Annotated in this window: 19 protein-coding genes; 10 read left to right on the top strand and 9 right to left on the bottom strand. The window is 73.3% G+C overall.

Features of this window, described 5'->3' with window-relative positions:
- The first annotated feature begins 71 nt into the window (after positions 1 to 71).
- The 5 genes from AMK10_RS18815 to AMK10_RS37430 are packed head-to-tail and all read left to right on the top strand — an operon-like array spanning position 72 to position 10,642.
- Positions 72 to 3,698, top strand: coding sequence for a DUF4132 domain-containing protein (locus AMK10_RS18815; RefSeq protein WP_073748955.1), 3,627 nt, complete (start codon positions 72 to 74; stop codon positions 3,696 to 3,698).
- Positions 3,695 to 4,834 (top strand): ATP-binding protein, encoded by a 1,140-nt coding sequence (locus AMK10_RS18810; protein WP_073748954.1) that lies wholly within the window; start codon positions 3,695 to 3,697, stop codon positions 4,832 to 4,834. The genes AMK10_RS18815 and AMK10_RS18810 overlap by 4 nt, the downstream gene beginning before the upstream one ends.
- Positions 4,834 to 7,245 carry a DUF5682 family protein gene (locus AMK10_RS18805; RefSeq protein WP_073748953.1) on the top strand — a complete coding sequence of 804 codons (2,412 nt, stop codon included), beginning with the start codon at positions 4,834 to 4,836 and terminating at the stop codon, positions 7,243 to 7,245. The genes AMK10_RS18810 and AMK10_RS18805 overlap by 1 nt, the downstream gene beginning before the upstream one ends.
- Positions 7,242 to 8,492, top strand: coding sequence for a VWA domain-containing protein (locus AMK10_RS18800; RefSeq protein ID WP_079180761.1), 1,251 nt, complete (start codon positions 7,242 to 7,244; stop codon positions 8,490 to 8,492). The genes AMK10_RS18805 and AMK10_RS18800 overlap by 4 nt, the downstream gene beginning before the upstream one ends.
- Positions 8,489 to 10,642: a hypothetical protein gene (locus AMK10_RS37430; protein WP_158070878.1), complete on the top strand. Its 2,154-nt coding sequence runs from the start codon at positions 8,489 to 8,491 to the stop codon at positions 10,640 to 10,642. The genes AMK10_RS18800 and AMK10_RS37430 overlap by 4 nt, the downstream gene beginning before the upstream one ends.
- Before the next feature lie 3 nt (positions 10,643 to 10,645).
- Here the strand turns inward: AMK10_RS37430 and AMK10_RS18790 are convergent, their stop codons facing one another.
- The 8 genes from AMK10_RS18790 to AMK10_RS18755 all read right to left on the bottom strand — a co-directional run bounded on the left by AMK10_RS18790 (position 10,646) and on the right by AMK10_RS18755 (position 19,450).
- Positions 10,646 to 11,992, bottom strand: a complete 1,347-nt coding sequence (locus AMK10_RS18790) for a 6-phospho-beta-glucosidase (protein WP_073748952.1) — start codon at positions 11,990 to 11,992, stop codon at positions 10,646 to 10,648.
- A gap of 76 nt (positions 11,993 to 12,068) precedes the next feature.
- Positions 12,069 to 13,592 (bottom strand): cytochrome P450, encoded by a 1,524-nt coding sequence (locus AMK10_RS18785; protein WP_073748951.1) that lies wholly within the window; start codon positions 13,590 to 13,592, stop codon positions 12,069 to 12,071.
- A gap of 76 nt (positions 13,593 to 13,668) precedes the next feature.
- Positions 13,669 to 14,283, bottom strand: a complete 615-nt coding sequence (locus AMK10_RS18780) for a GTP-binding protein (protein WP_073748950.1) — start codon at positions 14,281 to 14,283, stop codon at positions 13,669 to 13,671.
- Positions 14,264 to 14,632, bottom strand: coding sequence for a DUF742 domain-containing protein (locus AMK10_RS18775; RefSeq protein WP_073748949.1), 369 nt, complete (start codon positions 14,630 to 14,632; stop codon positions 14,264 to 14,266). The genes AMK10_RS18780 and AMK10_RS18775 overlap by 20 nt, the downstream gene beginning before the upstream one ends.
- On the bottom strand, positions 14,629 to 15,036 hold the full coding sequence (locus AMK10_RS18770) for a roadblock/LC7 domain-containing protein (protein WP_014049573.1): 408 nt from the start codon (positions 15,034 to 15,036) through the stop codon (positions 14,629 to 14,631). Before AMK10_RS18770 ends, AMK10_RS18775 begins: the two co-directional genes overlap by 4 nt.
- Positions 15,033 to 16,655 carry a sensor histidine kinase gene (locus AMK10_RS18765; protein WP_073748948.1) on the bottom strand — a complete coding sequence of 541 codons (1,623 nt, stop codon included), beginning with the start codon at positions 16,653 to 16,655 and terminating at the stop codon, positions 15,033 to 15,035. The genes AMK10_RS18770 and AMK10_RS18765 overlap by 4 nt, the downstream gene beginning before the upstream one ends.
- Positions 16,656 to 17,258: 603 nt before the next feature.
- Positions 17,259 to 17,765 (bottom strand): MarR family winged helix-turn-helix transcriptional regulator, encoded by a 507-nt coding sequence (locus tag AMK10_RS18760; protein WP_073748947.1) that lies wholly within the window; start codon positions 17,763 to 17,765, stop codon positions 17,259 to 17,261.
- Positions 17,762 to 19,450: an FUSC family protein gene (locus AMK10_RS18755; RefSeq protein ID WP_073748946.1), complete on the bottom strand. Its 1,689-nt coding sequence runs from the start codon at positions 19,448 to 19,450 to the stop codon at positions 17,762 to 17,764. Before AMK10_RS18755 ends, AMK10_RS18760 begins: the two co-directional genes overlap by 4 nt.
- Before the next feature lie 162 nt (positions 19,451 to 19,612).
- Between AMK10_RS18755 and AMK10_RS18750 the strand changes: the two genes are divergently transcribed.
- Positions 19,613 to 20,365 carry a VOC family protein gene (locus tag AMK10_RS18750; protein WP_073748945.1) on the top strand — a complete coding sequence of 251 codons (753 nt, stop codon included), beginning with the start codon at positions 19,613 to 19,615 and terminating at the stop codon, positions 20,363 to 20,365.
- Between the two features lie 61 nt (positions 20,366 to 20,426).
- Here the strand turns inward: AMK10_RS18750 and AMK10_RS18745 are convergent, their stop codons facing one another.
- On the bottom strand, positions 20,427 to 20,879 hold the full coding sequence (locus tag AMK10_RS18745) for a MarR family winged helix-turn-helix transcriptional regulator (protein ID WP_073748944.1): 453 nt from the start codon (positions 20,877 to 20,879) through the stop codon (positions 20,427 to 20,429).
- A gap of 231 nt (positions 20,880 to 21,110) precedes the next feature.
- Between AMK10_RS18745 and pcaH the strand changes: the two genes are divergently transcribed.
- Genes pcaH through pcaDC form a run of 4 tightly spaced genes read left to right on the top strand, consistent with a single transcriptional unit; the run spans position 21,111 to position 24,956 of the window.
- Complete coding sequence (pcaH, locus tag AMK10_RS18740) at positions 21,111 to 21,896, top strand: protocatechuate 3,4-dioxygenase subunit beta (RefSeq protein ID WP_073748943.1); 786 nt, start codon at positions 21,111 to 21,113, stop codon at positions 21,894 to 21,896.
- A complete protein-coding gene (gene pcaG / locus AMK10_RS18735; RefSeq protein ID WP_073748942.1) occupies positions 21,896 to 22,468 on the top strand; it encodes a protocatechuate 3,4-dioxygenase subunit alpha in 573 nt (190 codons plus the stop codon). Before pcaH ends, pcaG begins: the two co-directional genes overlap by 1 nt.
- Positions 22,468 to 23,808 (top strand): 3-carboxy-cis,cis-muconate cycloisomerase, encoded by a 1,341-nt coding sequence (pcaB, locus tag AMK10_RS18730; protein ID WP_073748941.1) that lies wholly within the window; start codon positions 22,468 to 22,470, stop codon positions 23,806 to 23,808. The genes pcaG and pcaB overlap by 1 nt, the downstream gene beginning before the upstream one ends.
- On the top strand, positions 23,805 to 24,956 hold the full coding sequence (pcaDC, locus tag AMK10_RS18725; protein ID WP_073748940.1) for a bifunctional 3-oxoadipate enol-lactonase/4-carboxymuconolactone decarboxylase PcaDC: 1,152 nt from the start codon (positions 23,805 to 23,807) through the stop codon (positions 24,954 to 24,956). Before pcaB ends, pcaDC begins: the two co-directional genes overlap by 4 nt.
- Positions 24,957 to 25,024: the final 68 nt, after the last annotated feature.

Raw genomic sequence — 25,024 nt, 5'->3', positions numbered from 1 at the left:
GCCGGTTCTAGTCTGGCCCCATTGATCCACAAGCCCGCCGCGGAGCGGGGGTCGGGTGAGGGGGCAGGCCTGTGCGCCGCTGGGAGTTCGTAGAGGGCAGTGCGTCGAAGTTCTGGGAGACCGGGGCGGAGGGCACGGTTGTGACCGTGCGGTACGGCCGGTGCGGAAGCGACGGGCGGACGCAGTCGAAGGAGTATCCGTCGGCCGAGGCGGCCGAGGCCCAGGTCCTGAGGACGATCGCCGAGAAGGAGCGCAAGGGGTATCTCGAGGTGGGGGCCTCCGGGAGCACGCCTGCCACTTCCGTCGCCTCCGCCTCGACCGTGTCCGCCGCCTCGGCCCCGCCCGCCGCCGAGAAGTCCGGGGCGCTCCCGGACGAGGACACGTTCGTGCTGCCGGCCGCCTGGCAGCGGGCGCTCCATCCCCGGCGCGGCGGCGTGCGGCGTGCACCGCGCAGGGTGCGCCGCGAGGAGCTGGACACCCTGGAGCGCAGGGAGGCCGAGGAGACGGGCTGGATCCAGCAGTTCATGGACGCGCCCCGCAGCGACGACGCGCTCGTGGCCGCGCTGCGAGCCCACCGGGAAGGCACCCACTCGCCGACCGGTGCGGCGGTACTGGCGACGCTCGTCGCGGTCCCGCCGACGTCCGGGTGGGCGGATCTGTGGATCGCCCGGCACGGACTGCCGTTCGCCGCGCGTGCCGCCGTGGAGTACTACCTGGTCGAGGCTCACTGGATGCAGGCCGGTGGGCGGCGCTCCGATCCCTGGCTGGAGGCGCGCACCGCGCCCCTCACCACGCATCGGTACAGCCATCTGGGCTCGCACGGCCCGGTCGGCGACCGCATCCGGGCGCTGATCGCCGCTGCCGACGAGGACACGTACCGCGCGACGGTCGCCGCGCTCGCGGAGTCCCGCACGGACACATCGCGCAAGGTCATCGCCTCGTACCTCGCGCCGAGTGAGACCGCCTGGGTGGACGAGCTCGTCTCGGACCCCGGAGCGACCGGCTCCAGGGACCACACCACCGGCGTGATGCTCCTCTGCTCGCTCCGTTCCGCCGATCAGCTGGAGGCGCTCACCGACCCGGCGGGAGTGCACCAGAGCGTCGCGCTGATCGGGACGGTGGCGGAGGGCATCGGCACGGCCGTCGCCCCGCTGCTGGCGAGGGGTCTCCAACCCAGCCACTACACGGACATGATGAAGCAGGCCGCCACCGCCCTGGCCGAGATCCCGACGGACGAGGCGCTGCGCCTGCTGATCGACCACGCGGACTCCAAGCCCACCCGCGCCGCACTCTTCGAAGCGATGCGGCGCTATCCCGTGCGCGCGTTGCGTCTGCTTGCCGCGGATGTGCGCGACAAGGACGAGCGATCGGCCACGGACGCGCGCCGATGGCTGTTCAGCCACGTCGCCGCTCACCCCGCGCTGGTGGCCTCGGTACTGCCGACGCTCGGGGACGATCTGGTCGCGGTGATCGATCCGCTGCTCAACCCCGCCGACCGCGTCCCCGACACCGACGCGAGCGCCCTGCCGGCCGTGCTGACCTCCCCGCCGTGGACCCGGCCGCGCGCGACGGCCTCATCCGTCGTCGTGACGGGGCTGACCGCTGATCACGCGCCGTCGGTGGACTGGCTCCCCGGGGAGCGGGACGCCTGGGCGGCGTCCTCCAGCTGGTACACCGAGGCGCACAGCAGCGGTGACTGGGAGAGGGACATCGCCGGGCTGTGGCAGGGTCTGACCGGATCGAGCCTGCAGTCCGCCTGGGTCTACATCAACGCGCCGGAGACGCTGGTGGCCGAGGCGCTCGCCGTCTGGGATCCGACCGACATCTACGACGGCCTGGACACCCTCAGGCCGGTCGTCGCTCGTTTCGGGCTCGACGCCCTGCCGTTGCTGCTGCGGGCCGTGCCCCGCCAGCCGGGCTCGCTCGCCCCGCTGCTGCTGCCGTTCGTCGACGTGTCCGTCGCCCGTCACATGGCGAGCTGGGCTCTGCGGCTGAAGTCGACGGCTTCGACGGCGCGTTCCTGGTTCCGGCGGCACGGTGGCGCGGCTGCCGCGTTCCTCGTTCCCGACGCCGTGGGCAAGGCCGGGTCCGCCCGCCGGGCCGCCGAGCAGGCCCTCGTCCTGATCGCCTCCCTGCACGGGCCCGACACGGTGCGGAAGGCAGCAGCGACGTACGGCGAGCAGGCGGCGGACGCGGTGGGTGTGCTGCTGGCGGTCGACCCGCTGGAGCTCGCCCTGCCCTCGACGGTGCCTCAGCTTCCCGGCTGGGCGCAGCCGCTGCTGCTGCCGCAGATCGCGGCACGGGCCGGGGGCGCGCTGCCGGAGGACTCGGTGCGCCATGCCCTGACCATGCTGGCAATGTCCAGGCCCGGAGACCCGTACCCGGGCCTCACCGCGCTCACGGACGCGGCGGAGGCCGGCGCGCTCGCCGAGTTCGTGTGGGCGTTGTTCGAGCGGTGGAGGGAGGCCGATCAGCCGGCGAAGGAGGCATGGGCGCTGCACGCCCTGGGACTGCTGGGCGACGACGGGACGGTCCGGCGGCTCACCCCGGTCATCCGTGCCTGGCCGGGAGAGGCGGCGCACCACCGGGCCGTCGAGGGGCTGGACGTGCTGGCGGAGATCGGCACCGATGTCGCGCTGCTGCATCTGCACGGCATCGCGCAGCGGGTGAAGTTCAAGGGCCTCAAGGCGCGTGCCCAGGAGAAGATCGCCGAGGTCGCCGCGGGACTGGGACTGTCCGGCGAGCAGCTGTCCGACAGGCTCGTCCCCGACTTCGGCCTGGACGCGGGCGGTTCGACGGTCGTCGACTACGGCACGCGCACCTTCACGGTCGGATTCGACGAGCAGTTGCGGCCGTTCGTCCTGGACGGGGAAGGCAAGCGCCGCAAGGACCTGCCCGTGCCCGGCGCGAAGGACGACACGGAGCTGGCTCCGGCCGAGCGCAAGCGGTTCATGGCGCTGAAGAAGGATGTGCGCACGATCGCGTCCGACCAGGTGCGGCGGTTCGAGACCGCGATGGTGACGGGGCGTTCCTGGACGGCGCAGGAGTTCCGCGAGCTGTTCGTGGGACATCCGCTGCTGTGGCACCTGGTGCGCCGTCTGGTGTGGCTGAGCGAGACGGGCGGGGTACGCACGGCGTTCCGGGTCGCGGAGGACCGTACGTTCGCCGATGTCGAGGACGATGCCTTCGCTCTGCCCGACGGTGCGACCGTGTACCTCGCGCACCCGCTGCACCTGGGATCCGGGCTCGCGGCGTGGTCGGAGGTGTTCGCGGACTACGAGATCCTCCAGCCGTTCCCCCAGCTGGGCCGCGCGGTGACGGCACTGGGCCCGGAGGAGGCCGACAGCTACCGGCTGCCGCGGTTCGAGGGGCTCAAGGTGACGACGGGCAAGGTGCTGGGGCTCCAGCGGCGCGGCTGGGAGCGCGGCGTACCCCAGGACGCCGGGGTGGAGCGCTGGATCTCCAAGCGGCTCGGCGACAAGGAGTACCTGGTGATCGCGCTGGACACCGGCATCGCCGTGGGTGTGGTCGACATGTTCCCCGACCAGACCCTGGAGACGGTCTGGCTCGCGTCCGCTCCGGGCGACCACTACCCCGCGAGGTACGGCTACCCCCTGCGCTTCTCCGGCCTGGACCCGGTCGTCGTGTCCGAACTGCTCGCCGATCTCGCCGAACTCACCGAGGGTGTGGCCGCGTGAGCGGGGAGGCGGAGCCGAACGGGTCCGAGCGCGTGGCCGGGCCGGTGGCCGTGCAGCGCCCACCCGCCGAGGTGCGCTACGCCCGGGAGCTGGAGGCGCTGCGGGCCGACGACCGCGACCCCCGGCCACCGGGCTGGGAGCTGAGCCTGCGGGCGGCGCGGCGGTTCGTGATCGGTGACGAGGACGCGGGTATCAGCCGCAAGTTCGTCGGCAACCCCTCACTGGTCGACCGGGCTCTGGTGACGCTGGCGACGAGCCGCGGGCTGATGCTGGTGGGCGAGCCGGGCACCGCGAAGTCGCTGCTGTCCGAGCTGATCGCCGCAGCGGTCAGCGGCGTGTCCACGCTGACCGTGCAGGGCGGCGCCGCCACGACCGAGGACCAGATCAAGTACGGGTGGAACTACGCGCTGCTGGTCGCCGAGGGGCCTTCCACGCGTTCGCTGGTGCCCGCGCCGATGCTGCGCGGCATGGCGGAGGGCCTGATCGTCCGGTTCGAGGAGATCACCCGCTGCCCTCTGGAGGTGCAGGACTCGCTGCTCTCTCTGTTGTCCGAGCGGGTGGTCGCCATCCCCGAGCTGACCGGCCCCGACGGCATGGTCTTCGCCCGTCAGGGGTTCAACGTGATCGCGACCGCCAACACCCGGGACCGGGGCGTCAACGAAATGAGCGCCGCGCTGAAGCGCCGCTTCAACTTCGAGACGGTGTTCCCGATCCCGGACCTGGACACCGAGCTGGCCCTGGTCGAGGCGGAGGCCGCCACGCTTCTGCGGCGTTCCGGGGTGGAGCCGCCGCCGGACCGCGATGTGCTGGAGGTCCTGGTCGGCACGTTCCGCGAACTGCGCGCGGGTGCGGGCGCGAAGGACGGGTCCGGTGCGGGCAGCGGGCGTCCCTCCTCGGCCGTGATGAGCACGGCCGAGGCCGTGTCGGTGGCCCATGCCGTGGGAGTGCGCGGCTGGTTCCTGCGCGGTGAGCCGGGCAGTGCCGCGGATGTGGTGGCGTGCCTCGCGGGTACGGCGGCGAAGGACAGCCCGGAGGACATGGCCAGACTGCGCCGCTTCCTGGAGCAGCGGGTGCCGCGCCGCCGGGGCCCGCAGTGGCAGGCCCTGTACGACGCGCGCCACTTGCTGGCGGACTGATGTCCGCGGTGTTCCTGGGGGTGCGCCACCACTCCCCCGCCTGCGCCCGGCTCGTGGAGCGGACCATCGCGGAACTGCGCCCCGCCCATGTGCTGGTGGAGGGGCCGGCCGAGATGAACCCCCGGCTGGACGAGCTGCTGCTCGGGCACGAACTGCCGGTCGCGGTGTTCAGCCACTACCGGGACGGGGAGCGGGCGGCGACGTCCTGGGCACCGCTCTGCGACTACTCACCGGAGTGGGTGGCCCTGCGGGCGGGCCGGGCGGCAGGGGCCGAGGTCCGCTTCATCGATCTGCCGGCCTGGCACCCGGCGTTCGCGGAGCGCACCAACAGGTACGCCGACGCGGAGGTGCGGTACGCCGAGGCGACCGACCGGCTGTGCTCGCGGTTCGCGGTGGACTCCCCTGACGCGCTCTGGGACCGCCTGTTCGAGGTGGAGCCGGACGAAGGGCTCGCGGAGCGGCTCGACGCCTACTTCACGCTGGTGCGCGGTGAGGCCGTCGCCGATGCGCGTGACCGTGCGCGCGAGTCGTACATGGCGCGCTGGGTCCGGGCGGCGGTGCGGTCGGCGGGTGGGCGCCCCGTGCTGGTGGTCACCGGCGGTTTCCACCAGCCGGCACTGCGCGCGCTGGTGTCCGACGGCACGGAAGAGGACGGCCACAAGGAGGACGGTGGTCCTGAGCACGGTGGCGGCCGGTCCGTGGTCGGCACGGACGGCTGGCCCGAGGTGCCCGCTCCCCCTGCCGGAGCACTGGCCGGCAGCTTCCTGGTGCCGTACTCCTTCCGCCGGCTGGACTCCTTCTCGGGCTACCAGTCGGGGATGCCGTCGCCCGGCTACTACCAGCAGGTGTGGGAGGAGGGCCCCGAGGCCGCGGCGGAGGGCCTGCTGCGGGCTGTCGTCGAGCGGCTGCGGTCGCGCCGGTATCCGGTGTCCACGGCGGACCTGGTGGCGGCCCGGAGCCTGTCCCAGGGACTCACCGCACTGCGCGGGCACCCCAGCCCCGCCCGGATCGATGTCCTGGACGGACTCGCCGGTGCCCTGATCACGGACGACCTGGAAGCGCCGCTGCCCTGGACGTCCCGGTCCACGCTGGCGGCGGGCACCCACCCCGCGGTGGTGGAGATGGTCGCGGCGTGCAGCGGTGCGCGCTTCGGTCGGCTGCATCCCGATACGCCGGCTCCGCCGCTGGTCCACGACGTCGAAGCGGAGCTGGCCCGGTTGGAGCTGCGCGGCCGGGACGCCGTGTACCGCCTGGACCTGATGGACGCACGGGATCTGGAGCGCAGCAGGGTGCTGCACCGACTGCGTGTCCTCGGCGTCCCGGGACACGAGCGGACCGAGGGCCCCCGGCACGGCATGGACCCGGTGTCCACCGAACGCTGGGAGCACGTGCCCGCGGCCGGGAGGGACGCGGCTCTGGTCGAGGCGGGAGCGTACGGGGGAAATCTGGCGGAGGCCGCCGCGACGGCCCTGGCCGAACGGGCGCACGGCGGCGCGGCGGAGGCGGACACGCTGGCCTCGGTCCTCTTCGACGCCGTGCTGTGCGGGGTCGGCGGGCTCTCGGAGGACCTCCTCGGCGAACTGGCCGCGCGGGTGCGCGCGCTGAAGTCCCCGGGTCCGCTCGGCGACGTACTGTCCACGGCGCTCGGCCTGTGGCGGCACGACCAGGTGTACGGGGTGGCGCGCGGGCCGCTGCTCGCCTCGGTGATCGACGGTGCGACGGGCCGTCTGCTGTGGCTGCTGGAGGGCGCCCGGGGTGGTCCGGGGGTCGACGTTCCCCGTCTGCGGGCGGTGGCCGCCGTGCGGGACGCCCTGCTGCACGCGGCCGGTCCGCTGTCGCTGTCGCGCGGGACGGTGGCCGGGGTCGCCCTGCGCATCAGCCGGGACACCGAGGCGCCGGACGACCTGCGGGGCGCCGCGTTCGGTCTCCACCGGGCCCTGGCCGACGGTCCGCACGACGCACAGGGCACACACGGCGCACAGGCCCTACGCGACGTACCGGGCGGCATCGGTGATCCGGCCTCGGTCGTGCGCGCGGTCGCGGCCGGGGGCGCGAGCAGGCTCGGAGACTGGCTGGCGGGGCTGTTCGCTCTCGCCCGCGAGGAGGTGACGGGCGGCGGTACGGGTATCGGCGGGGAATCCCTGATCGAGGTCCTGGACGGCCTCGTCGGCGGCCTGTCCGACGAGGAGTTCCTGTCGGGGCTGCCCGCGCTGCGGCAGGCCTTCGCCTACTTCCCGCCGATCGAGCGCGAGCGGATCGCGGCCGTGCTCCTGGAGCGGCGTGCCGTGCGCGGCTCCGCGCGCGGCCTGCTGCGCACCACTGCCGACCCCTTGCTGCTGGCCCGCGCCGGAGCCCTGGAGGAGAACGTGTTCCGAGTGCTGGCCCGTCACGGACTGCGGGACGCCTCATGACCGGCCCTGTGACCGCCCCCGATCCCGGGAAGGCGTCCGGGTCCGCCGCGGTTCCCATCGGGTCCGCTGCGGTTCCCGGCGGACCTCACTCGGGTCCCGTCGGACCCGACACGGGACCCATCGGGCCCGACGCGGGGCTGGAGAGGTGGCGGCTGATCCTGGGGTCCGCCGCCGAGTCCCGTACGGGCCCGCTGGGCGAGGAGGCCGGGGCCCGGGACGCCGCATTGGACTGGCTCTACGGCCGCGACCCCGATCTCCGCACGCGCGGGGTGCGGCCCACCGGGCGTACGGGCGGGAGCGGCCCGTCCCAGGTGACCGCGGTCGACTGGCTCGACGACATCCACCGGCTCTTCCCGAAGGAGACGATCGAGCGCCTGGAGCGCGACGCCGTCGAGCGGTACGGCATCCAGGAGATCGTCACGGATCCCGCCGTCCTGGAGCGGGTCGAGCCGAGCGCCACGCTGCTGCGTGCCGTGCTGCGCACCAAGCACCTGATGAACCCACAGGTGCTGGGCCTGGCACGGCGTATCGTCGCCTCGGTCGTCGAGCAGTTGCTCGCACGGCTGCGGCCGGAGATCCGCCGGGCCTTCCACGGCACCCGGTCACGGCGTCCGAGCCGGGTACCTCTGGCCAGGGACTTCGATTTCCGCCGTACCGTTCAGGCAAACCTGGCGCACTACCGTCCGGAGGAGCGGCGGCTCCTCATAGAGCGCGCCCACTTCCGTGGGCGCACGCAGCGCCATCTCACCCAGTGGCAGCTGATCATGCTCGTCGACCAGTCGGGCTCCATGGCCGGTTCGGTGATCCATTCGGCGGTGACCGCCGCCTGTCTGTGGGGACTGCCCGGCCTCAAGACCCATCTCGTCGCCTTCGACAGCGATGTGGTCGATCTGACCTCGGACGTCACCGATCCGGTGGAGCTCCTGATGTCGGTGCAGCTCGGCGGCGGGACCGACATCGCCCGGGCCGTGGCATACGGCGCCGCCCAGGTGGAGAACCCCCGTCGTACGATCATCGCGCTGATCACGGACTTCTACGAGGGCGGCGACCCGTACCGGCTGGAGCGTTCCGTACGTGCGCTGACGGAGCAGGGCGTCACCGTGCTCGGGCTGGCCGCGCTCGACGAGGACTCCGAACCGGACTACGACCGGCAGCTGGCAGGGCGGCTGGCGCAGGCAGGGGCGCACGTCGGGGCGATGACGCCCGCGCGGCTCGCCGAGTTCGTGGCGGAGAGGCTGGGCCGGTGACGGACACGACGACCGCGAACGGGCCGGTGGCCCGCGCCGATCTGCTGGCTCTGACTCCCGACACCCTCACCGCGCTCGCCAACCGCGGCCTGGTCAAGCGGGCGACGAAGGAGGTGGACGCGGGAGCCGCCCCCGCCGTCACCACCGAGCCGGATCGCACGGTGCGTGGCCGCTTCGCGGACGGGACGACCACGTCGCTGCCGCCGGGCGCCGGTCTGGACCACGGCTCGTGCAGTTGCGCCGCGCCCGGCGTCTGCCGCCACCTCATCACCGTGGTCCTCGCCTACCAGCGCACGGCCGAAGCGGCTCGGGCCACCGCCGCACCTGAGGTCGCCACCGCACCCGCCCCGGAAACCGCCGCCGGCCCCGCCGAGGACGCCGGTACCGAAGCTCCCCCGGACACTCCGGGCACCCCGGCCCCGGGCACTCCGCGCACCCCGGCCCCGAACACCCCCGCGGACCGGGACACCCCGGGCACTCCCGGCACCCCGGCCGCCTGGTCCCCCGCCTCCCTGGACGACGCCGCGCTGACCAGGGCCTTCGGGGCACCCGTCCTGGCCGCCGCCCGCCGCACGTTCGAGCGCGGTTACGGTGCGCGCGTGCACCACCCCACCTCCGACCGCCCGGAGCCCTGGGTGGAACTCCCCACGTGCACCGTGCGCTTCCCGGTCCCCGGTGAGATCGCCTACGCGCTGACGGACGCCGCAGCCGCGCTGCGCGGCGAGGTGGTGGCACTCGCCGTGTGGGCCTTCCGCGCCGCCGCCGAGGAGGGCGGGCACGACACGGTCCAGGTCGGCGGTCGCCCCACGGCCCGCACCACCGCCGGAGGTTCACCCGCACTGGACCACTCCGCCTCCCTGGCCGACGAGTTGCTGATGACGGGAGTCGCCCACGCGAGCCCGGTGCTCGCCGGAGCCCTGACCCGTGCCGCCGAGGCGCTCACCGCCGAGTCCCTGCACTGGCCGGCCGGGGCCGTCGCCGAACTGGCGGGGCGGCTCACCTCCTACACCGCCCGCAGTGCCGACTACCGCCCCGAACTCGTCGCGGAGCTGCTCACCGAGATCCATGCCCGGCGCAGGGCCGCCGCACGGCCGTCGGTGCTCGGGGTGCGGGAGCCCGGCGACACACCGCTGCGGCGCGTCCGGCTCACCTCGCTCGGCTGCCGGGTCCGCGCGACCGCTGCCGGAGCCGCCGCCGAGGTGTACTTCGCGCATCCGGGGGCCTCCGCCGTCCTCGTGCTCCACAAGCAGTGGGCCGCCGCCGACGGACAGGAGCTGACGGGCCACCGGCTGTCCGCCCGCCGTCACCTCGGTACGACGCTGAGCCGGCTGGCCACGGGCAATCTGGTCAGCGAGAGCGCCCGGCGCACCGCGAGCCGCGCGCTGACGATCTGCGGCAGCAGGGTGGGCGCCACGAGCGTCACCCCGGTCGGCACCTCCTGGACCGAGCTGCCCGGCTCCCTGCTGGTCCGCGATCTGAGGGCTTTGACCGGGGCCTGGGAGAGCCGGCCGCCCCGGCTGATCCGCCCCCGGGTCGAGGCGGAGTCCATGCGCGTGGTCTCCCTCTCCGAGGTGGAGCGTGTCGGTTACGACCCCGCCGAGCAGCGGCTCGAAGCCGTGGTGCGGGACGAGTCGGGCAACCGCGCACGGGTGAGCTCCGCCTACCGTCCGGCCTGCCCCGGTGCGCTCGACGCGCTGGCCGGCGCGCTGGAAGGGGGCGCCACCCACCTCAGCGGTTCGGTCCGTGTCGCGGGCGGGGAGATCCGGATCGACCCCGTGGCGGTGCTGACGCCGTCCGGGGTGCTGGTGCCCGATCTGGCGCCCGGCGACGGCTCGAAGGCCCTGGCGGCGGCTCCGGCGGCGGAGGGCCACCGTCCGCCGGATCCCCTGACGGCCGCGCTGGACGAGGCGGCGGGCGCCCTCGCCGCCGTGGCCCACAGCGGGCTGCGCCATCTCTCCGTCCCGGCCCGGGACCGTATCGACGGCGCCGCCACGGCCCTGTCACGGACCGGGCTGACGCGTGCCGCGGCCCTGCTCCGGGCCTTCCTGGAGGCGACGGGCACGCCCGGCCCCGCCGGGACCGCCGCCTGGCTGGAGGCCCAGCTGCACATCCTGGTCAGCGGTGAACTCCTGGACGCCGGGAGCGGCTGACGGTCACGGCCGGTCCAGGTAGGCGAGCCCGGGGTGGACCTTCGTGTAGCCGTCGACCAGCCGGCGGGCCACCGAGACGGAGTCGACCAGCGGATGCAGGGCGAAGGCCCGCACGGCCGCCGCGCGCGAGCCGGTCTCCGCGGCCTCCAGCACGGCGCGTTCCACGGCCTTCACCGCGGTCACCAGTCCGACGGCGTGGTACGGGAGCGGATCGACGGTCACCGGGTGCGCGCCGTCGGCGTCGACCATGCAGGGCACCTCGATGACGGCGTCCTCGTCGAGCACCCGGAGGGTGCCCCTGTTGCGGACGTTGAGGATCAGCGAGGTGCGTTCGTTGCGGGCCACGGCCCTCATGAGGGCGAGGGCGACCTGCTCGTAGCCGCCGGACTCCAGGTCGCTCTCCTCGCGCTCGCCCGCCCCCGCCACGTCCCTGTTCTCCGCCATGTACGTGGCTTCGCGTTCGGCGCGCGTACGGTCCCAGGTGGCCAGCGGTGGGGCGGCCGGGTCCTTCATGCGGGCGTAGAAACCCTCCTGCTGCTCGCGGAGAAAGGCGCCGCGGGTCTGCTCGGCCTCCTGGTAGGCGCGGACGGCTTCCCGGTTGAAGTAGTAGTAGTGCAGGTACTCGTTGGGGATCGACCCGAGCGAGCGCAGCCAGTCCGGGCCGAAGAGCCTGCCCTCCTCGAACGAGCCGAGCAGCTCCGGGTCCGCCAGCAGGCGCGGGAGTTCGTCGTGGCCCCCGACGTGCAGCCCGCGCACCCAGCCGAGGTGGTTGAGCCCCACGTAGTCGATGCGCGCCCGGTCGGGGTCCGCGCCGAGGACGCGGGCGATCCGGCGGCCGAGTCCCACGGGCGAGTCGCAGATGCCGATGACACGGTCGCCGAGGTGCCGGGACATCGCCTCGGTGACCAGCCCTGCCGGGTTGGTGAAGTTGATGACCCACGCGTCGGGGGCGAGCCGCGCGACGCGCCGGGCGAGGTCCACCGCGACGGGCACGGTGCGCAGCCCGTAGGCGATGCCCCCGGCCCCGACCGTCTCCTGGCCGAGGACGCCCTCGTCCAGCGCGACCCGCTCGTCGGCCGCCCGGCCTTCGAGTCCCCCGACCCGGATCGCGGAGAAGACGAAGTCCGCTCCCCGCAGGGCCTCGTCGAGATCCGTCGTGGCGAGGACGGCGGGCGCGTCGTCGATGCCCTCGGCCTGTTCGACGAGTACCCGGGCGACCGCGGTGAGCCGGTCGGCGTCCGTGTCGTACAGGGTCACCCGTGTCACGCGGCCTTCGGCGTGGTCGCCGAGCAGCGCCCCGTACACCAGAGGGACCCGGAATCCGCCACCGCCAAGAATTGTCAGCTTCACGCTGCTCGATGGTACGGGGCACGCGGCCGGGTGCCCTGGACCCGGACGGCCAGGGCACGCGGCACGGCGTCCGGTGTCAGTGTCCGTTCCACCAGCGCACCACGGCCTGCCACAGTTTCGGCGGCCCGCTCCGCTGCCCCGGGACGGCTGCGGGGGTGCCGGACGGCGCGTGCGGGGCGGGTGCCTGGGCCCCGCCCGGTGCGTAGCCGGCCGGTACGGTCCCCGAGGGCCGCGGCATCGCGGGCGAGGCCACCTCCCAGTCGGCCTTCGACCGGGCACGGGAGACCGCGGGCAGCGGTTCGGCGTCGATCTCCTGTTCCGGGCTCGGGGCAAAGCTCGCGGGCAGCTCCACCAGGTGCCGTGAAACGAAGTTCCCGACCCAGCTCAACCGGCTCTCGTCCACGCTGAGTTCGAGGTCGGGAAGGCGCATCAGCAGGGCGTCGACACCGACGTCCGCGATGGCGCGGCCGATGTCCTGGCCCGGGCACTCGTGGGGGCCGCTGCTGAATGCCAGATGCGCGCGGTTGCCCTCCATGCTGGCGGTGAGGTCGGGCCGCACGGCGGGGTCGGTGTTGGCGGGGGCGATGCCCACGATCAGGGCGTCACCGGCCTTGATCTGCTGCCCGCCGAGCTCGGTGTCGCCCACCGCCCAGCGGCCGAGGACCGAGGTGAACGGTGGCTCGTCCCAGAGCGTCTGCTCGACCGCCTCGGGGACGGTCATGTGCCCGCCGCTGAGCCGGGCGCGGAACCTGGGGTCGGTGAGGACCATGCGCAGCACGTTGGCGATCAGGTTGGTGGTGGTCTCGTAGGCGACGATCAGCACCACCCGCAGGTGCTCGCTGACCTCCTTGTCGGTGAGGCCGGCGGGATGTTCGACCAGCCAGGTGGCGAAGTCCTCGCCGGGCACCTTCCGGCGTCGCTCCACCAGCCGGTCCAGCGCGCCGATCACGTAGGCGTTGCTCGCGACGGCGGTCTCCGACCCCCGGGTCATGTCACGGGCGGCCTGCACCAGGCGGTCGTTGTACTCCTCCGGCATGCCGATGATCGCGCACATCACCATCATCGGGAGTCGCTCGGCGAACTGGCTGACCAGTTCGGTGCGGCCCTCCTTGCAGAAGTCGTTGACGAGCCGGTTGCTGTACCGGTTGATGTGGCGGCGCACCCCACGGGTGTCGATGCGCGCCATGCTGTCGGTGACCGCTCCGCGCAGCCGTTCGTGGGTGGCGCCCTCGGCGAAGGAACACACGGGCTGCCAGGTGAAGACCGGGGCGAGCGGGTGGTCCGGGGCCACGGTGCCCTCCTGCAGGGCGCGCCAGCGGCGCGAGTCGCGGGAGAACTGCGAGGGGGTGCGGGTCATGTGGAGGTTCTCGCTGTGCCCGAGCACCAACCAGGCGGGAACGTCCCCGTGCATCAGGACGGGCGCCACCGTCCCGTGTTCGGCGCGCAGCTTCTCGTACAGTCCGGCGGGGTCGGCCTCGGCCTCGGGGCCGAAGAGACGGCGCAGGCCGCCGGGGCCCGTACCCGAGGCGTGCGCGGGGCACTGCGGGGGTGGCACCGGACCGGTGGCCGATCCGGGTTCGTACGGGAAGGGGGTTGTCACAGTGGCTCCAGGAATGAGGCGTACGAGAACGGGCGCATGGGGACAGGGCCCGTTCGGAGGCGTAGGTGTGCCGTCGTCAGGCGAGCGGCACGGCGAGGCTGTGCAGATAGCGCATCAGGGTCATCAGCACGTCGCGGCTGGAGGCGCGCAGCCGGGCGTCGCAGTCGATCATCGGGACCTCGTCCGGCAGATCGAGGGCACTTCGCAGTGCCTCGACGGGGTGGTGCGGTGCGTCGGGGAAGGTGTTGACGGCAACGACGAAGGGCACCCCGCGCTCCTCCAGCCTGCCGATGACGTCGAAGCTGACCTGGAGCCGCCGGGTGTCGATCAGGACGACGGCTCCGAGCGCTCCCTCGAAGAGCCCGTTCCACAGGAACCAGAAGCGTTCCTGGCCGGGGGTGCCGAACAGATAGAGGATCAGTTCTTCGCTGAGGCTGATCCGGCCGAAGTCCATGGCGACGGTGGTGGCGGTCTTCGTCTCCACGCCGACGTTGTCGTCCACGCCGACGCCGGCCTGGGTCATGGTCTCTTCGGTCGTCAGGGGCCGGATCTCGCTCACCGAGCCGACCATGGTCGTCTTGCCGACCCCGAACCCTCCGACGACGACGACCTTCACCGCGGCCGTGGCCGTGCTGGGAAGGACGTCCTGGCTGCGGGGGCCCGTGATCGTGTCAGAGCTTCTGAAGTCCATGCATCACCGCTTCGAGGAGGGACCGGTCCGGGAGCGCGGCGCGGACGATGGGCGCGCGCGATTCGATCAGTTCGGTCGCCAGGAGTTCTGTCAGGAGCGAGGTGACCACGCTGAAGGGCAGGCTCAGATAGGCCGAGATCTCCGCGACGGACAGCGGCGCCTTGCAGAGCCGCAGGATCGCGGCCTGCTCGGGCTGGACCGTGGGCGACGGATCGGCCTGTGCCACCACCATCGTGACGAGGTCGAGTGCCGCTCTCTCGCCGTCGGTGTCACCGGTGATCACATACAGCCGTTCCGGGTCGCTCAGTTCCGGGTCGGCCTTGCGGCGTTCTCGTCGGGGAGGGCTCATCCGGCCTGCCCGTCGTGGCGCGGAGGACTCGTCAGATGCGCGCCGATGCGGACGACCATGTCGCGCATGCGGGCTCCGACGAGGCCGGCGTCGACCGTCTCCCCGGCCAGCACCGCGAGGTAGGCGCCGGTTCCGGCCGCCATCAGGTAGAAGAACCCTCCGGTGACCTCGATGACGACGAGCTTCATCAGGCCGTCGCTGTAGGGGATTTCGGTGGCGACGGCCGCCGCCAGGCTCTGCAGCCCGGCGCAGGCGGCGGCGAGGCGGTCGGCGACGTCGGGGTCACCGCCGTGGCGGGCGATGCGCAGTCCGTCGGCGGAGAGCACCACGATCTGGTGGATGCTCGGTACGTCGTCGGCCAGTTCCTTGAGCATCCAGTCCATGTTTCCCCGTTGCTGGATCACTTCTGGTCTCCCTTGTCCCACGCGTCGTCAGAGTCTTCGCCGTTGTCCTGGTCCTTGGGCACACCGTTGACCGCCTGGGTGAATGCCTCCAGCCAGAGACCGGGAGGTGCCGTGTCGCCGCCGTGTCCGTTGCGCGCGGCGGGGGGCTCGGCGGCCGGCGCGGACTGCTGCGGGAGGTTGTGCGAGCCGAGCGGTGCGCGGCCCCGGCTGCGGCGCTGCGGAAGCCCGCCCGCGGTCCACTCGGTGACCACGATCTCGTCGTCCCCCATGGAGGCCGCCGGGGCGGCGGGCCGTGCTGCGGATACCGCCGGTGCGGGGACGGGGGCGGCCGGAGCGGCGACCGACGGGACGGGCCCGGTCGCGGTGGGGCGCACCTTGTTCTTGCCGCGCGGGGGCACGACGTGCTGCATCTGCGACATGTCGAGCGAGCTCTGGGGCCGCGAGGTGGCGCCGATGCCGTGCGCGATGCCGGGAGCGGGCCCGGTGGTGATCATGTCGCGGGGCACGACGAGCACGGCGCGGACACCGCCGTACGCGGACTGCCGCAGGGAGACCTGGAGTTGGTACATCCGGGCGAGCCTGCCGACCACGGCCATGCCGAGGCGCGGGGACTCCCCGAGGTCGTTCATGTTGATGCCGGCCTGGGCCTGGGCGAGCATGTTCTCGGCCCGCGCACGCGCCTCCTCGCTGAGGCTGACGCCGCCGTCCTCGATCTCGATGGCGATGCCGGTCTGCACCTCGACCGCGGTGACGTGCACCCGCGTCTGGGGCGGCGAGTAGCGGGTCGCGTTGTCGAGGAGTTCGGCGCAGGCGTGGATCAGCGGTTCGACGGCCGTGCCGACGATGGCGACCTTGGCGATCGAGTGCAGGTCGACGCGCTGGTACTCGAGGATGCGGGACATCGCTCCGCGCAGCACGCTGAAGAGCGGTACGGCCTTGGGCCACTGGCGGCTGGGGCGGGCGCCGCCGAGCACGGCGATGGAGTCGGCGAGCCGGCCGATCAGCGCGGTGCCGTGGTCGATGCGGAGCAGGTCGTCGAAGACCTCGGGGTTGCGCCCGTGGTGGTCCTCCATCTCCCTGAGCTCACTGGCCTGCCGGTGGACGATGGCCTGGACGCGACGGGCGACACTGACGAAGGCGCGCTGCGCGGAGTCACGCATCGCCTCCTCGTTGTCGATGATGTCGAGGACCTGGAGGACCAGGGCGCGCTGTGCCTTGGGGAGGTTGCGGTAGGTCTCGTCGGCGTCGACGATGTCGCGCATCACCTCCTGCGGCGAGTTGCTGGCACGCAGCCTGCGGATCGCGGCGGGCAGGAGCTCCTTGGTGAGCCGTACGGTCTCCTGGTCGTGCGTGGCGATGCGGTGTTCCAGGAACGCGATGCGCTGTTCGTACTGCGCGCGCTGGACACGCGTCGCCCGGCTGCGGCGGTTGAGTACGACGGCGAGCGTGGCGACCACGACGGTGGCGATCGCACCGCACAGGACGACTGCCACCCGCGTGTCCCCGGCGACCGGCACCGCGCCGGCGGTGGTGGCTCCGGCCATCAGCACAACGGGCAGGAGTGCGGCGCGGATCACGGGGATGTCTCTGTTGGTCGGCGGTGATTCAACACGGACCATCTAAACCCTCTGGCGGTTGATTCGGGAGGTATACGCACTTGTTCGGACAGTTATGAACGAGTGCGCGAATTCATATCAACTCGACTTCACTGCGCGTGAGCCTAGCCAGATCAGATCAGTGCTTCGGCACATTCGCCCAACCCCCTGCGCGAGCACGCCGGCGGTAATACACTCGCCAGTTTTCGCACTCACCGCCGTCAGGCGTGTGCAGGGAGTGACACCCACGGGGAATCAGTCCAAACCGGACTACTTTGTCCTGCTGGACAGGACAAGATCTCACGAAGGCACCTCGGGGTGACTCATGAGTTTCCAGCGATAACGCCAAATAATGCGAGCATTTGAGCGAAAAACTCCCGCACATACGAAAACCCCCGTCCCGCACAACGGGACAGGGGTACATGCGATCGAATCGGATCGAAAAGGAGCAGATACTTGAGCGACGGACGGGTGTACGCATACGCGGGCGCCCAGCCGTCCCGATGCCGCGCCGCGGTCGAACGCCCGCCCGACCGCCGGAAGCGACGGCTCACCACACCCCAGCATCGTGACGGAGAGTGAGGCAGGCCCCCATGCTCGACCCCTCGCCGAGGGAGCGACGATCCGTCAGCGGCGGCCTCCGCCGAGGCGGCCCTCCAACTGCACCAGCAGCTCGCCGAGCTGTTCGCTGAGCCCGCCGCGCGTCTCGTCGTCCAGCCCGGAGAGCACCGACCGCTCGTAGGCGAGCTGTTCGGGCAGCAGCCGGTCGACCAGGTCGCGCCCCTCGTCGGTCAGCCCGACATGGGCGACCCTGCGGTCGCGGGCGTCACTGCGGCGGCCGATCAGACCGGCTTCCTGGAGGGCGCGCAGCCGCTTGGTGACGGCGGCGCCGGAGGAGAACGTCTCGCGGGCCAGCTCACCCGGGGTCAGCTCGCGGTCGGTGCGCCGCATCGCGCCGAGCAGATCGAATTCGGCCCGGGTCAGTCCGGCGGCCCGCAGCGGGGCGTCCTCGGCCTGCTGGAGCAGGGCCGCGCAGCGGTTGATGCGGCCGATGAGCTCCATCGGTCCGGTGTCCAGTCCCGGCTTGACGGCCTGCCACTGCCGTACCACCGAGGCCACGATGTCGTCGGTCACACCGCTCCGTTCGCCGGGGGCAGGGTGATGAGCCCCTGCCGTTGTGCTGTCGCCGCGAGCGTACGGTGTCCTGCCTGCTCAGCGGCGAGCAGCTCTTCCTCCGGCAGGGCGCGCTGCCACCATTCGCCGGACGCGACATCACTGGCGTCGCGCAGTTCCACGAGCGCGGCGGTCAGCCGGCGGCGGGCCGTCTCGAGCGCCAGAGGGTCCGCCTCGGGGTCGGCGACGGCCCGTTCGGCGCGCCGCCTGGCGTCCCCGGCCGCGGCGAGGGCCTGCTCCACACGGCCGGAGGCGCGCCGGTTGGTGACGGCGACCGCGGCGAGGAAGCCGACGGCGACGCCCACCAGGGTGTCCAGGGCGCGGTCGGTGATGAGCCGGCCCGCCGGCTGGAAGCCGCCGAATTCCAGGATCAGCAGGGCCATCGGGGTGACGGCGATGGAGCCGAGCCAGTAGTTGCGGGTGATGAGGGCCTCGGCGGCGAAGTTGAAGAACAGGACGCACAGCACGAGGGCCAGCGGGCCGACCCGGGCGACGGGGATGACCGCGGCGAAGACCAGGACGCCGACGAGGTTGCCGACGGTCCGCTGGACGGCCCTGCTCCAGGAGAGGGCGAGATTGGGCTGGTAGACGGAGGCGGCGGTGACGATGGCCCAGTACGGGTGGCCCACGCCGAGCGCCCAGGAGACATAGCCGGCCAGGGCGGTCCCGAGGAGGGTGCGGAAGGCGACGGGCAGCACGGGCGAGCCGGGGCCGAGTGCGCGCAGCAGCCTGCGCCGCGCCTCGCGCCTGCCGCGCCGCATGCGCTGACCGGCCCGTTCGGCATCGATCCCGAAGAGCTGCTCGACGGTGCCGGGCGCGGGCGGCGGACTGGGTACGGGGCCGCGCGCCCGGGTCTCCTTCGCCCATCGGCGCAGCTCGCCGGGGTCGCCGCCGCGGACATGGCCGTCGACCGCCGTGGTGGCGAGCGCGCGCTCGGCGTGGACGACGAGCCGCTCCAGTCCTTGGCGTACGGGGGTGGGCCGGCCGGAGGCGAGGAGCGCCTGCCAGGCGGCCTGGACCGCTGCCGCGGCGGCGTGCCGGGTCCGGTGGCCGGGTTCCGCCGCGTACGCCGCGGCGGCGTCGAGGGCGCGGGCGGTGGCGAGTCGCTCGGGCCCCTCCCTGCGCCAGAGGGCCGGCCCCGCCGTGACCAGCCAGGAGAAGGCGCCCGCGGCCAGCATGAGCGCCATGTGCCCGGGCACCTGTCCCAGCTCCTGCGGGACGAAGAGCGCGGCGGATGTGACGAACGCGAAGATCACGTTGCCGGGCGGGCCGATGCGGGTGGCGTCGCAGAACGTCTTCTGCACGGCGGCGAGCAGCGCTCCGACGGCGATCAGGACCGCGGTCGAGTCGGTGAGCGACGCCGTGACCAGGGCGACGGCGAAGCCCGCGGCCATGCCGAGAACCACCCGTAGGACGGTGTGGGCCCGTCGGGCGTACGGCAGGTTGTGCCCGTACAGCGCACAGAGCGAGCCGGCCATCGTGTATATGACGAGGTCGAGCCGGTCGAGCGAGTACAGCAGCAGATTCGGGACCGCCGAGGCGACCACCACGCTCAGCGCGGGCTTGTACCAGGTCTCCGCGGGGCTCCTCAGCCGCAGGACGCCGGCGACCGGCAGTTTGTGGACGGATGGCTTCCGGGGTCGCATGGCTGTATCACTCACTCATTTACTTTAACAGGTGTTACACCCGTAAAACATCTGAGCCGTGCGCGGCTCCGCCTCCGGTAGCCGCCTCATCCGCGCCGCTCTAGCGTGCTGGACAACAGCGTAGGAATGCGCGCACTCGCCCGCGCCTCGGGAGGAAACGGGATGAAGCTCATGAAGCCGGTGCCGGGAGGGCCCTGCTGGGTCGAGCTCAGCACGTCGGACGTACCGGCTGCCCAGGCCTTCTACGCGGCGGTCTTCGGGTGGCGGTCCGAGACCGACCCCCGCCCCGAGGCGGGCGGCTACACGATGGCGCGCATCAGCGAGGACGCGGTCGCCGCCCTGACCCCCGCCTACCGCCGGGACCAGCCGCCGTCCTGGACGGTCTCCTTCGCCACCGAGGACGTGGACGCGTCGGCGGACGCGGTGCGCTCGGCCGGCGGCACCGTGCTGATGGGGCCGATGGACGTCTTCGACCAGGGCAGGTTCGCCGTGGCCGCCGATCCGTCGGGGGCGGCGTTCGGTCTCTGGCAGGGGCGCGCCTTCCCGGGCGCGGGGCGCTTCAACTCCCCCGGCGCCCTGGGCTGGACCGAGCTGCGCACTCCCGACCCACAGGGAGCGCTCGCCTTCTATCCGGCCGTGTTCGGCTGGACGGTGGAGGCGTCGGAGCACTTCACCCACTGGGGCGTGGACGGGGCGGCCTTCGGCGGCCTGAAGGAGCAGTCGCCCGACGAGGCCGAGGAGACCGGGCCGCACTGGCTGCCCTACTTCACGGTCACCGACACGGAGACCACCGCCGCCACGGTGCTGAGCGCGGGCGGCGAGCAGCTCGCACCGCCGAGGCACGTCCCCGGCGGCCCCTGGGTCGCCGTCGTCCGCGACCCCCGCGGCGCGGGCTTCGGCCTCCGCACTCCCTAGAGCAGCACCTCCGGACGAAGGCCCGCGGGTGTCCCCTCGAACCTCCGGGCCCGGTCCGCCGTCACCTGGCCTCCTCCGGCACCCGGAGGGCCTCGGCGGCCTCCGCCACCCGGTGCATCAGGTCGAAGAGCGTCCGCTGCTCGTCCGCCGAGAGCGGGCCGAGGAAGACCTGGTTCATCCGGACCGTACGCAGGGCGAGCTTCCGGTGGGTGTCCGCACCCTCCTCCGTGAGGCGCAGCAGGGAGCGCCGGCCGTCGTGGGGGTCGCGCACCTTGTCGAGCAGCCCCCGGCGCAGCAGCCTGCTGACGACCTCGGCGATGGTGGACCGGTCCAGGCCGACCCGCTCCCCCACCGTGCGCTGGTCGAGGCCGGGTTCGGCGGTCAGTGCGTTGAGCACGGCGAACTGGGGCGAGGTGGTCTCCTGCGAGACCATCGCGTTCCAGAGCAGGTGGTGCGCCTGCTGGAGACGCCGGGCCAGATGCCCGGGGTGGGTGCTCAGGTCGACCGCCCGCACGGCACGCCCTCTCTGTCGGTCGTCGGCCGCCGGCGTCGCCGGCCGACGGATCACCGTGGGCCGGGCGCCCCGTCGGCCCCGGATCGCTGTGGGCCGGACCCTCCGCCGGCCTGGATGTCGAAGATACACAGTGCACTGAGGGTCTTGACCGTGACAGCGACCTCTGGATAGCTTCACGGACATCGCATTTACTCAGTGTACTGAGCATTATCGCTTTCACGGAGCCGTGACATGACCGCACGTGACCTTCCCGCCCAGCCCCTGCCCGACGGACTGACCCAGCAGGAGATCGACACGGAGGTGGCCAAGGCGCAGGCCGCCGCAGTGCCGGGTGCCTCCCATCCGCCGCGCGACTACCCGCCGTACCGCAGCAGCCACTACCGCCACCCGCACCGCTCGCTCATCCCCCTGCGCGACCCGGAAGCGGTCGAGCTCTCCGGGCCGGCGTTCGGGGTCACCGACGTGACCGCGCTGGACCGCGACCTCACCGCACAGCACCACGGCGAGCCGCTCGGCGAGCGCATCACCGTGACCGGCCGTGTGCTGGACCGGGCCGGCCGGCCCGTGCGGGGACAGCTGGTCGAGGTGTGGCAGGCCAACGCCTCGGGACGGTACGCCCACCAGCTCGACCAGCACCCGGCGCCGCTCGACCCGAACTTCACCGGTTTCGGACGCTGCCTCACCGATGACGACGGCGGCTACTCGTTCACGACCGTCAAGCCGGGCGCCTACCCGTGGCGCAACCACACCAACGCCTGGCGCCCCGCGCACATCCACTTCTCGCTGTTCGGGACGTCGTTCAGCCAGCGGCTCGTCACCCAGATGTACTTCCCGGGTGATCCGCTCCTCCCGTACGACCCGGTGATCCGCTCCGTCACGGACCAGGCCGCGCGCGAGCGGCTGGTCTCCGCGTACGACCACGATCTGTCCGTTCCCGAGACGTCCCTCGGCTACCGCTGGGACATCGTCCTCGACGGCCCCTGTGCCACCTGGACCGAGGAAGAAGGCGACGCCTGATGTCCCACGCCCCGACTCCCTCCCAGACCGTGGGTCCTTTCTACGGTTACGCCCTGCCCTTCCCCGGCGGCGGCGAGGTCGCCCCGGCGGGCCACCCCGACACGATCACCGTCCACGGCTACGTCCTCGACGGCCAGGGCGTCCCCGTGCCCGACGCGATCGTCGAGACCTGGCAGCCCGCACCCGACGGATCGCGCACCGGGCTCCCCGGATCGCTGCGCCACGACCCCTCTTCGGGGAAGGTGATCGGGCGCAACGGCGTGGACTTCACCGGCTTCGGCCGGGCGCCGACGGACGCGGACGGCCGCTGGGTCGTGCGCACCCTGCCGCCGGGTGGCGCCCCCTACATCTGCGCCGCCGTCTTCGCCCGCGGTCTGGTCCACCACCTCTTCACCCGGGTGTACCTCCCCGACCTGCTGGACCGTGCGGCCGGGGCCGGCGACACGCTGCTGGAGTCGCTGGACGCCGAGCGGCGCGCCACACTGATCGCTACGCGCACGGACCCCCGCACCTACCGCTTCGACATCCGTCTCCAGGGCGACGGCGAGACGGTCTTCCTGGAGTTCAGCTGATGCACGAGAGCGACGCCGGCCTTCTCGCCCCCGGGCGGGCCGGCTCCGCGGCCGAGGCCGCCACCGGCGACCATGCCTTTCTCCAGGCCCTCCTGGACGCCGAGGCGGCTCTCACACGGGCCCAGTCCGCCTGCGGGCTGGCTCCCGCGGGGGCGGGGCGGGCGGTCACCGGGGCGGCGGAGGCCGAGCGGTTCGACGTACGCGATCTGGCGCTGCGGGCGCGGTCCGGCGGCAATCCGGTGATCCCCCTGGTCGCCGCGCTGTCGGCGGCGGTCGACGAGGAGGCGCGGCCGTACGTGCACCGAGGCGCCACCAGCCAGGACATCCTGGACACGGCGGCGATGCTGGTCGCGTCCCGGACCCTGTCGCTCGTCCTGGCCGACCTGGACCGGACCGCCCGCGCGCTGGCGCGGCTGGCGGCCGAACACCGCGACACGCCGATGCCCGGCCGCACCCTGACGCAGCACGCCGTGCCGACCACCTTCGGTCTCAAGGCCGCGGGCTGGCGGTCCTCGGTGCTGGACGCGCGGGACCGGCTGCGTGCGGTACGGGACTCGCTGCCCGCCCAGCTCGGCGGCGCGGCGGGCACGCTGGCCGCGTTCGCCACGGACGCCTCCGGGACCGGTGGGTACACGGACGGGCTCGGGCTCGTCGCGGCCTACGCGCGGGAGGTGGGCCTGGCCGAACCGCTGCTGCCCTGGCACACCCTGCGCACCCCCGTCGCCGACCTGGCCGGCGCGCTCGCCCTCACCGCGGGCGTGCTCGGCAAGACGGCGGCCGATGTGCTCACGCTCTCCCGTACGGAGATCGCCGAGCTCGCCGAGGGCTCCGGCGGCGGCTCGTCCGCGATGCCGCACAAGGCCAACCCGGTGCGCGCCACCCTGATCGCCGCCGCCGCGCGCCGCGCGCCCGGTGCGGCGGCCACGCTCTACGGCTCGCTCGTCGCCGAGGACGAACGGCCCGCCGGGGCGTGGCACGCCGAATGGGAGCCACTGCGCGATCTGCTGCGCCTGGTCGGCGGCGCCGCCCGGGACGCGGCGGAGCTCGCGGAGGGGCTCCGGGTCTTCCCCGGGACGATGCGGAGACATCTGGGACTGACCGGCGGCCTGGTCGTCTCGGAGCGGCTGGCCGCCGTCGCCGCCGCCCGGGTGGGCCGCGCACGCGCCAAGGAGATCCTCACCGAGGCCGCGGCGCGCTCCCGGGACGAGGGCGGAACCCTCGCCGGGATCCTCGCGGCGGAGCCCGCCTTCGCGGGCCTCGATCTCGAAGAACTGACCGACCCCGCCCGGTACACCGGCTGCGCCGGGCCCCTCACCGACCGCGCTCTGGAGCGCCGATGACCACGACACCCGCCCGTCTCCTCCACCACCACGCCGAAGGTCCGGCGAGCGCTCCCCCGCTCCTGCTCGGCCCGTCGCTCGGCACGTCCACCGCCCTCTGGGACGGGGTCGCCCCCGAACTCTCCGCCGCCCACCGGATCGTGCGGTGGGACCTGCCGGGGCACGGAGGCTCGCCCGCCGGTCTGATCGGCCCCGGGGCGTCCGTCGCCGATCTCGGGGCGCTGGTGCTGGAGCTCGCCGACGCGCTGTCCCTGGAGCGGTTCTCGTACGCCGGGGTCTCGCTGGGCGGCGCGGTGGGCCTCTGGCTCGCCGCCCACCACCCCGAGCGCGTCGACCGCCTGGCGGTCATCTGTTCCTCCGCCCACTTCGGCGACCCGGGCCCCTGGCGGGAGCGGGCCGCGCTGGTGCGCGCCGAGGGGCTCGGGAAGGTCGCGGAGAGCGCGGCGGGCCGCTGGTTCACGCCCGGGTTCACCGAACCCCGGCTGCTCGACGACCTCCTGGGCACCGACCCTTCGGCCTACGCCGCGTGCTGCGACGCGCTGGCGGACCTCGACCTGCGGGACGCGCTCTCCGAGGTGCGGGCGCCGACGCTGGTCGTCGCGGGGCGCGAGGACCCGGCGACGCCGCCCGCGCACGCACGGGAGATCGCCGACGGAATCCCGGGCGCGGCGCTCACCGAGCTGCCGCACGCCTCGCACCTGGCCCCGGCGGAGCGCCCGGCGGCCGTGCGGGAGGCGCTGCGCGCCCACTTCGCGCCCCGGGAGCGCGGCAGCGGCACCGTCGTACGCCGCGAGGTCCTGGGCGATGCGCACGTCGACCGGGCGCAGGCCGCGACCTCGGAGTTCACCGCACCGTTCCAGGACTTCATCTCCCGCTACGCCTGGGGCGAGATCTGGACCGACCCGACGCTGTCCCGGCGCGAGCGCAGCCTCATCACGCTGACCGCCCTGGTCGCGCACGGCCATTACGGCGAGCTGGCGATGCATGTCCGCGCCGCCGTACGCAACGGCCTCAGCCCCCGGGAGATCGGCGCGGCGCTCCTGCAGACAGGGGTCTACTGCGGCGTCCCCGCGGCCAACTCCGCGTTCGCGGTGGCGGAGCGGGTGCTCTCCGAGATGGCGGGGACGGAACCGGAGAAGGCGGAGTAGACACCGGTACGGGGCGGCGTCCGGCAGAGCCGGGCGCCGCCCCGTACGCGTGCGCGACGGGTGCCGGC

Origin of the sequence: Streptomyces sp. CB02058 (assembly GCF_001905505.1) — a bacterium.
Taxonomy (GTDB): Bacteria; Actinomycetota; Actinomycetes; order Streptomycetales; family Streptomycetaceae; genus Streptomyces.
This window is presented reverse-complemented; position numbering and strand designations above follow the sequence as displayed.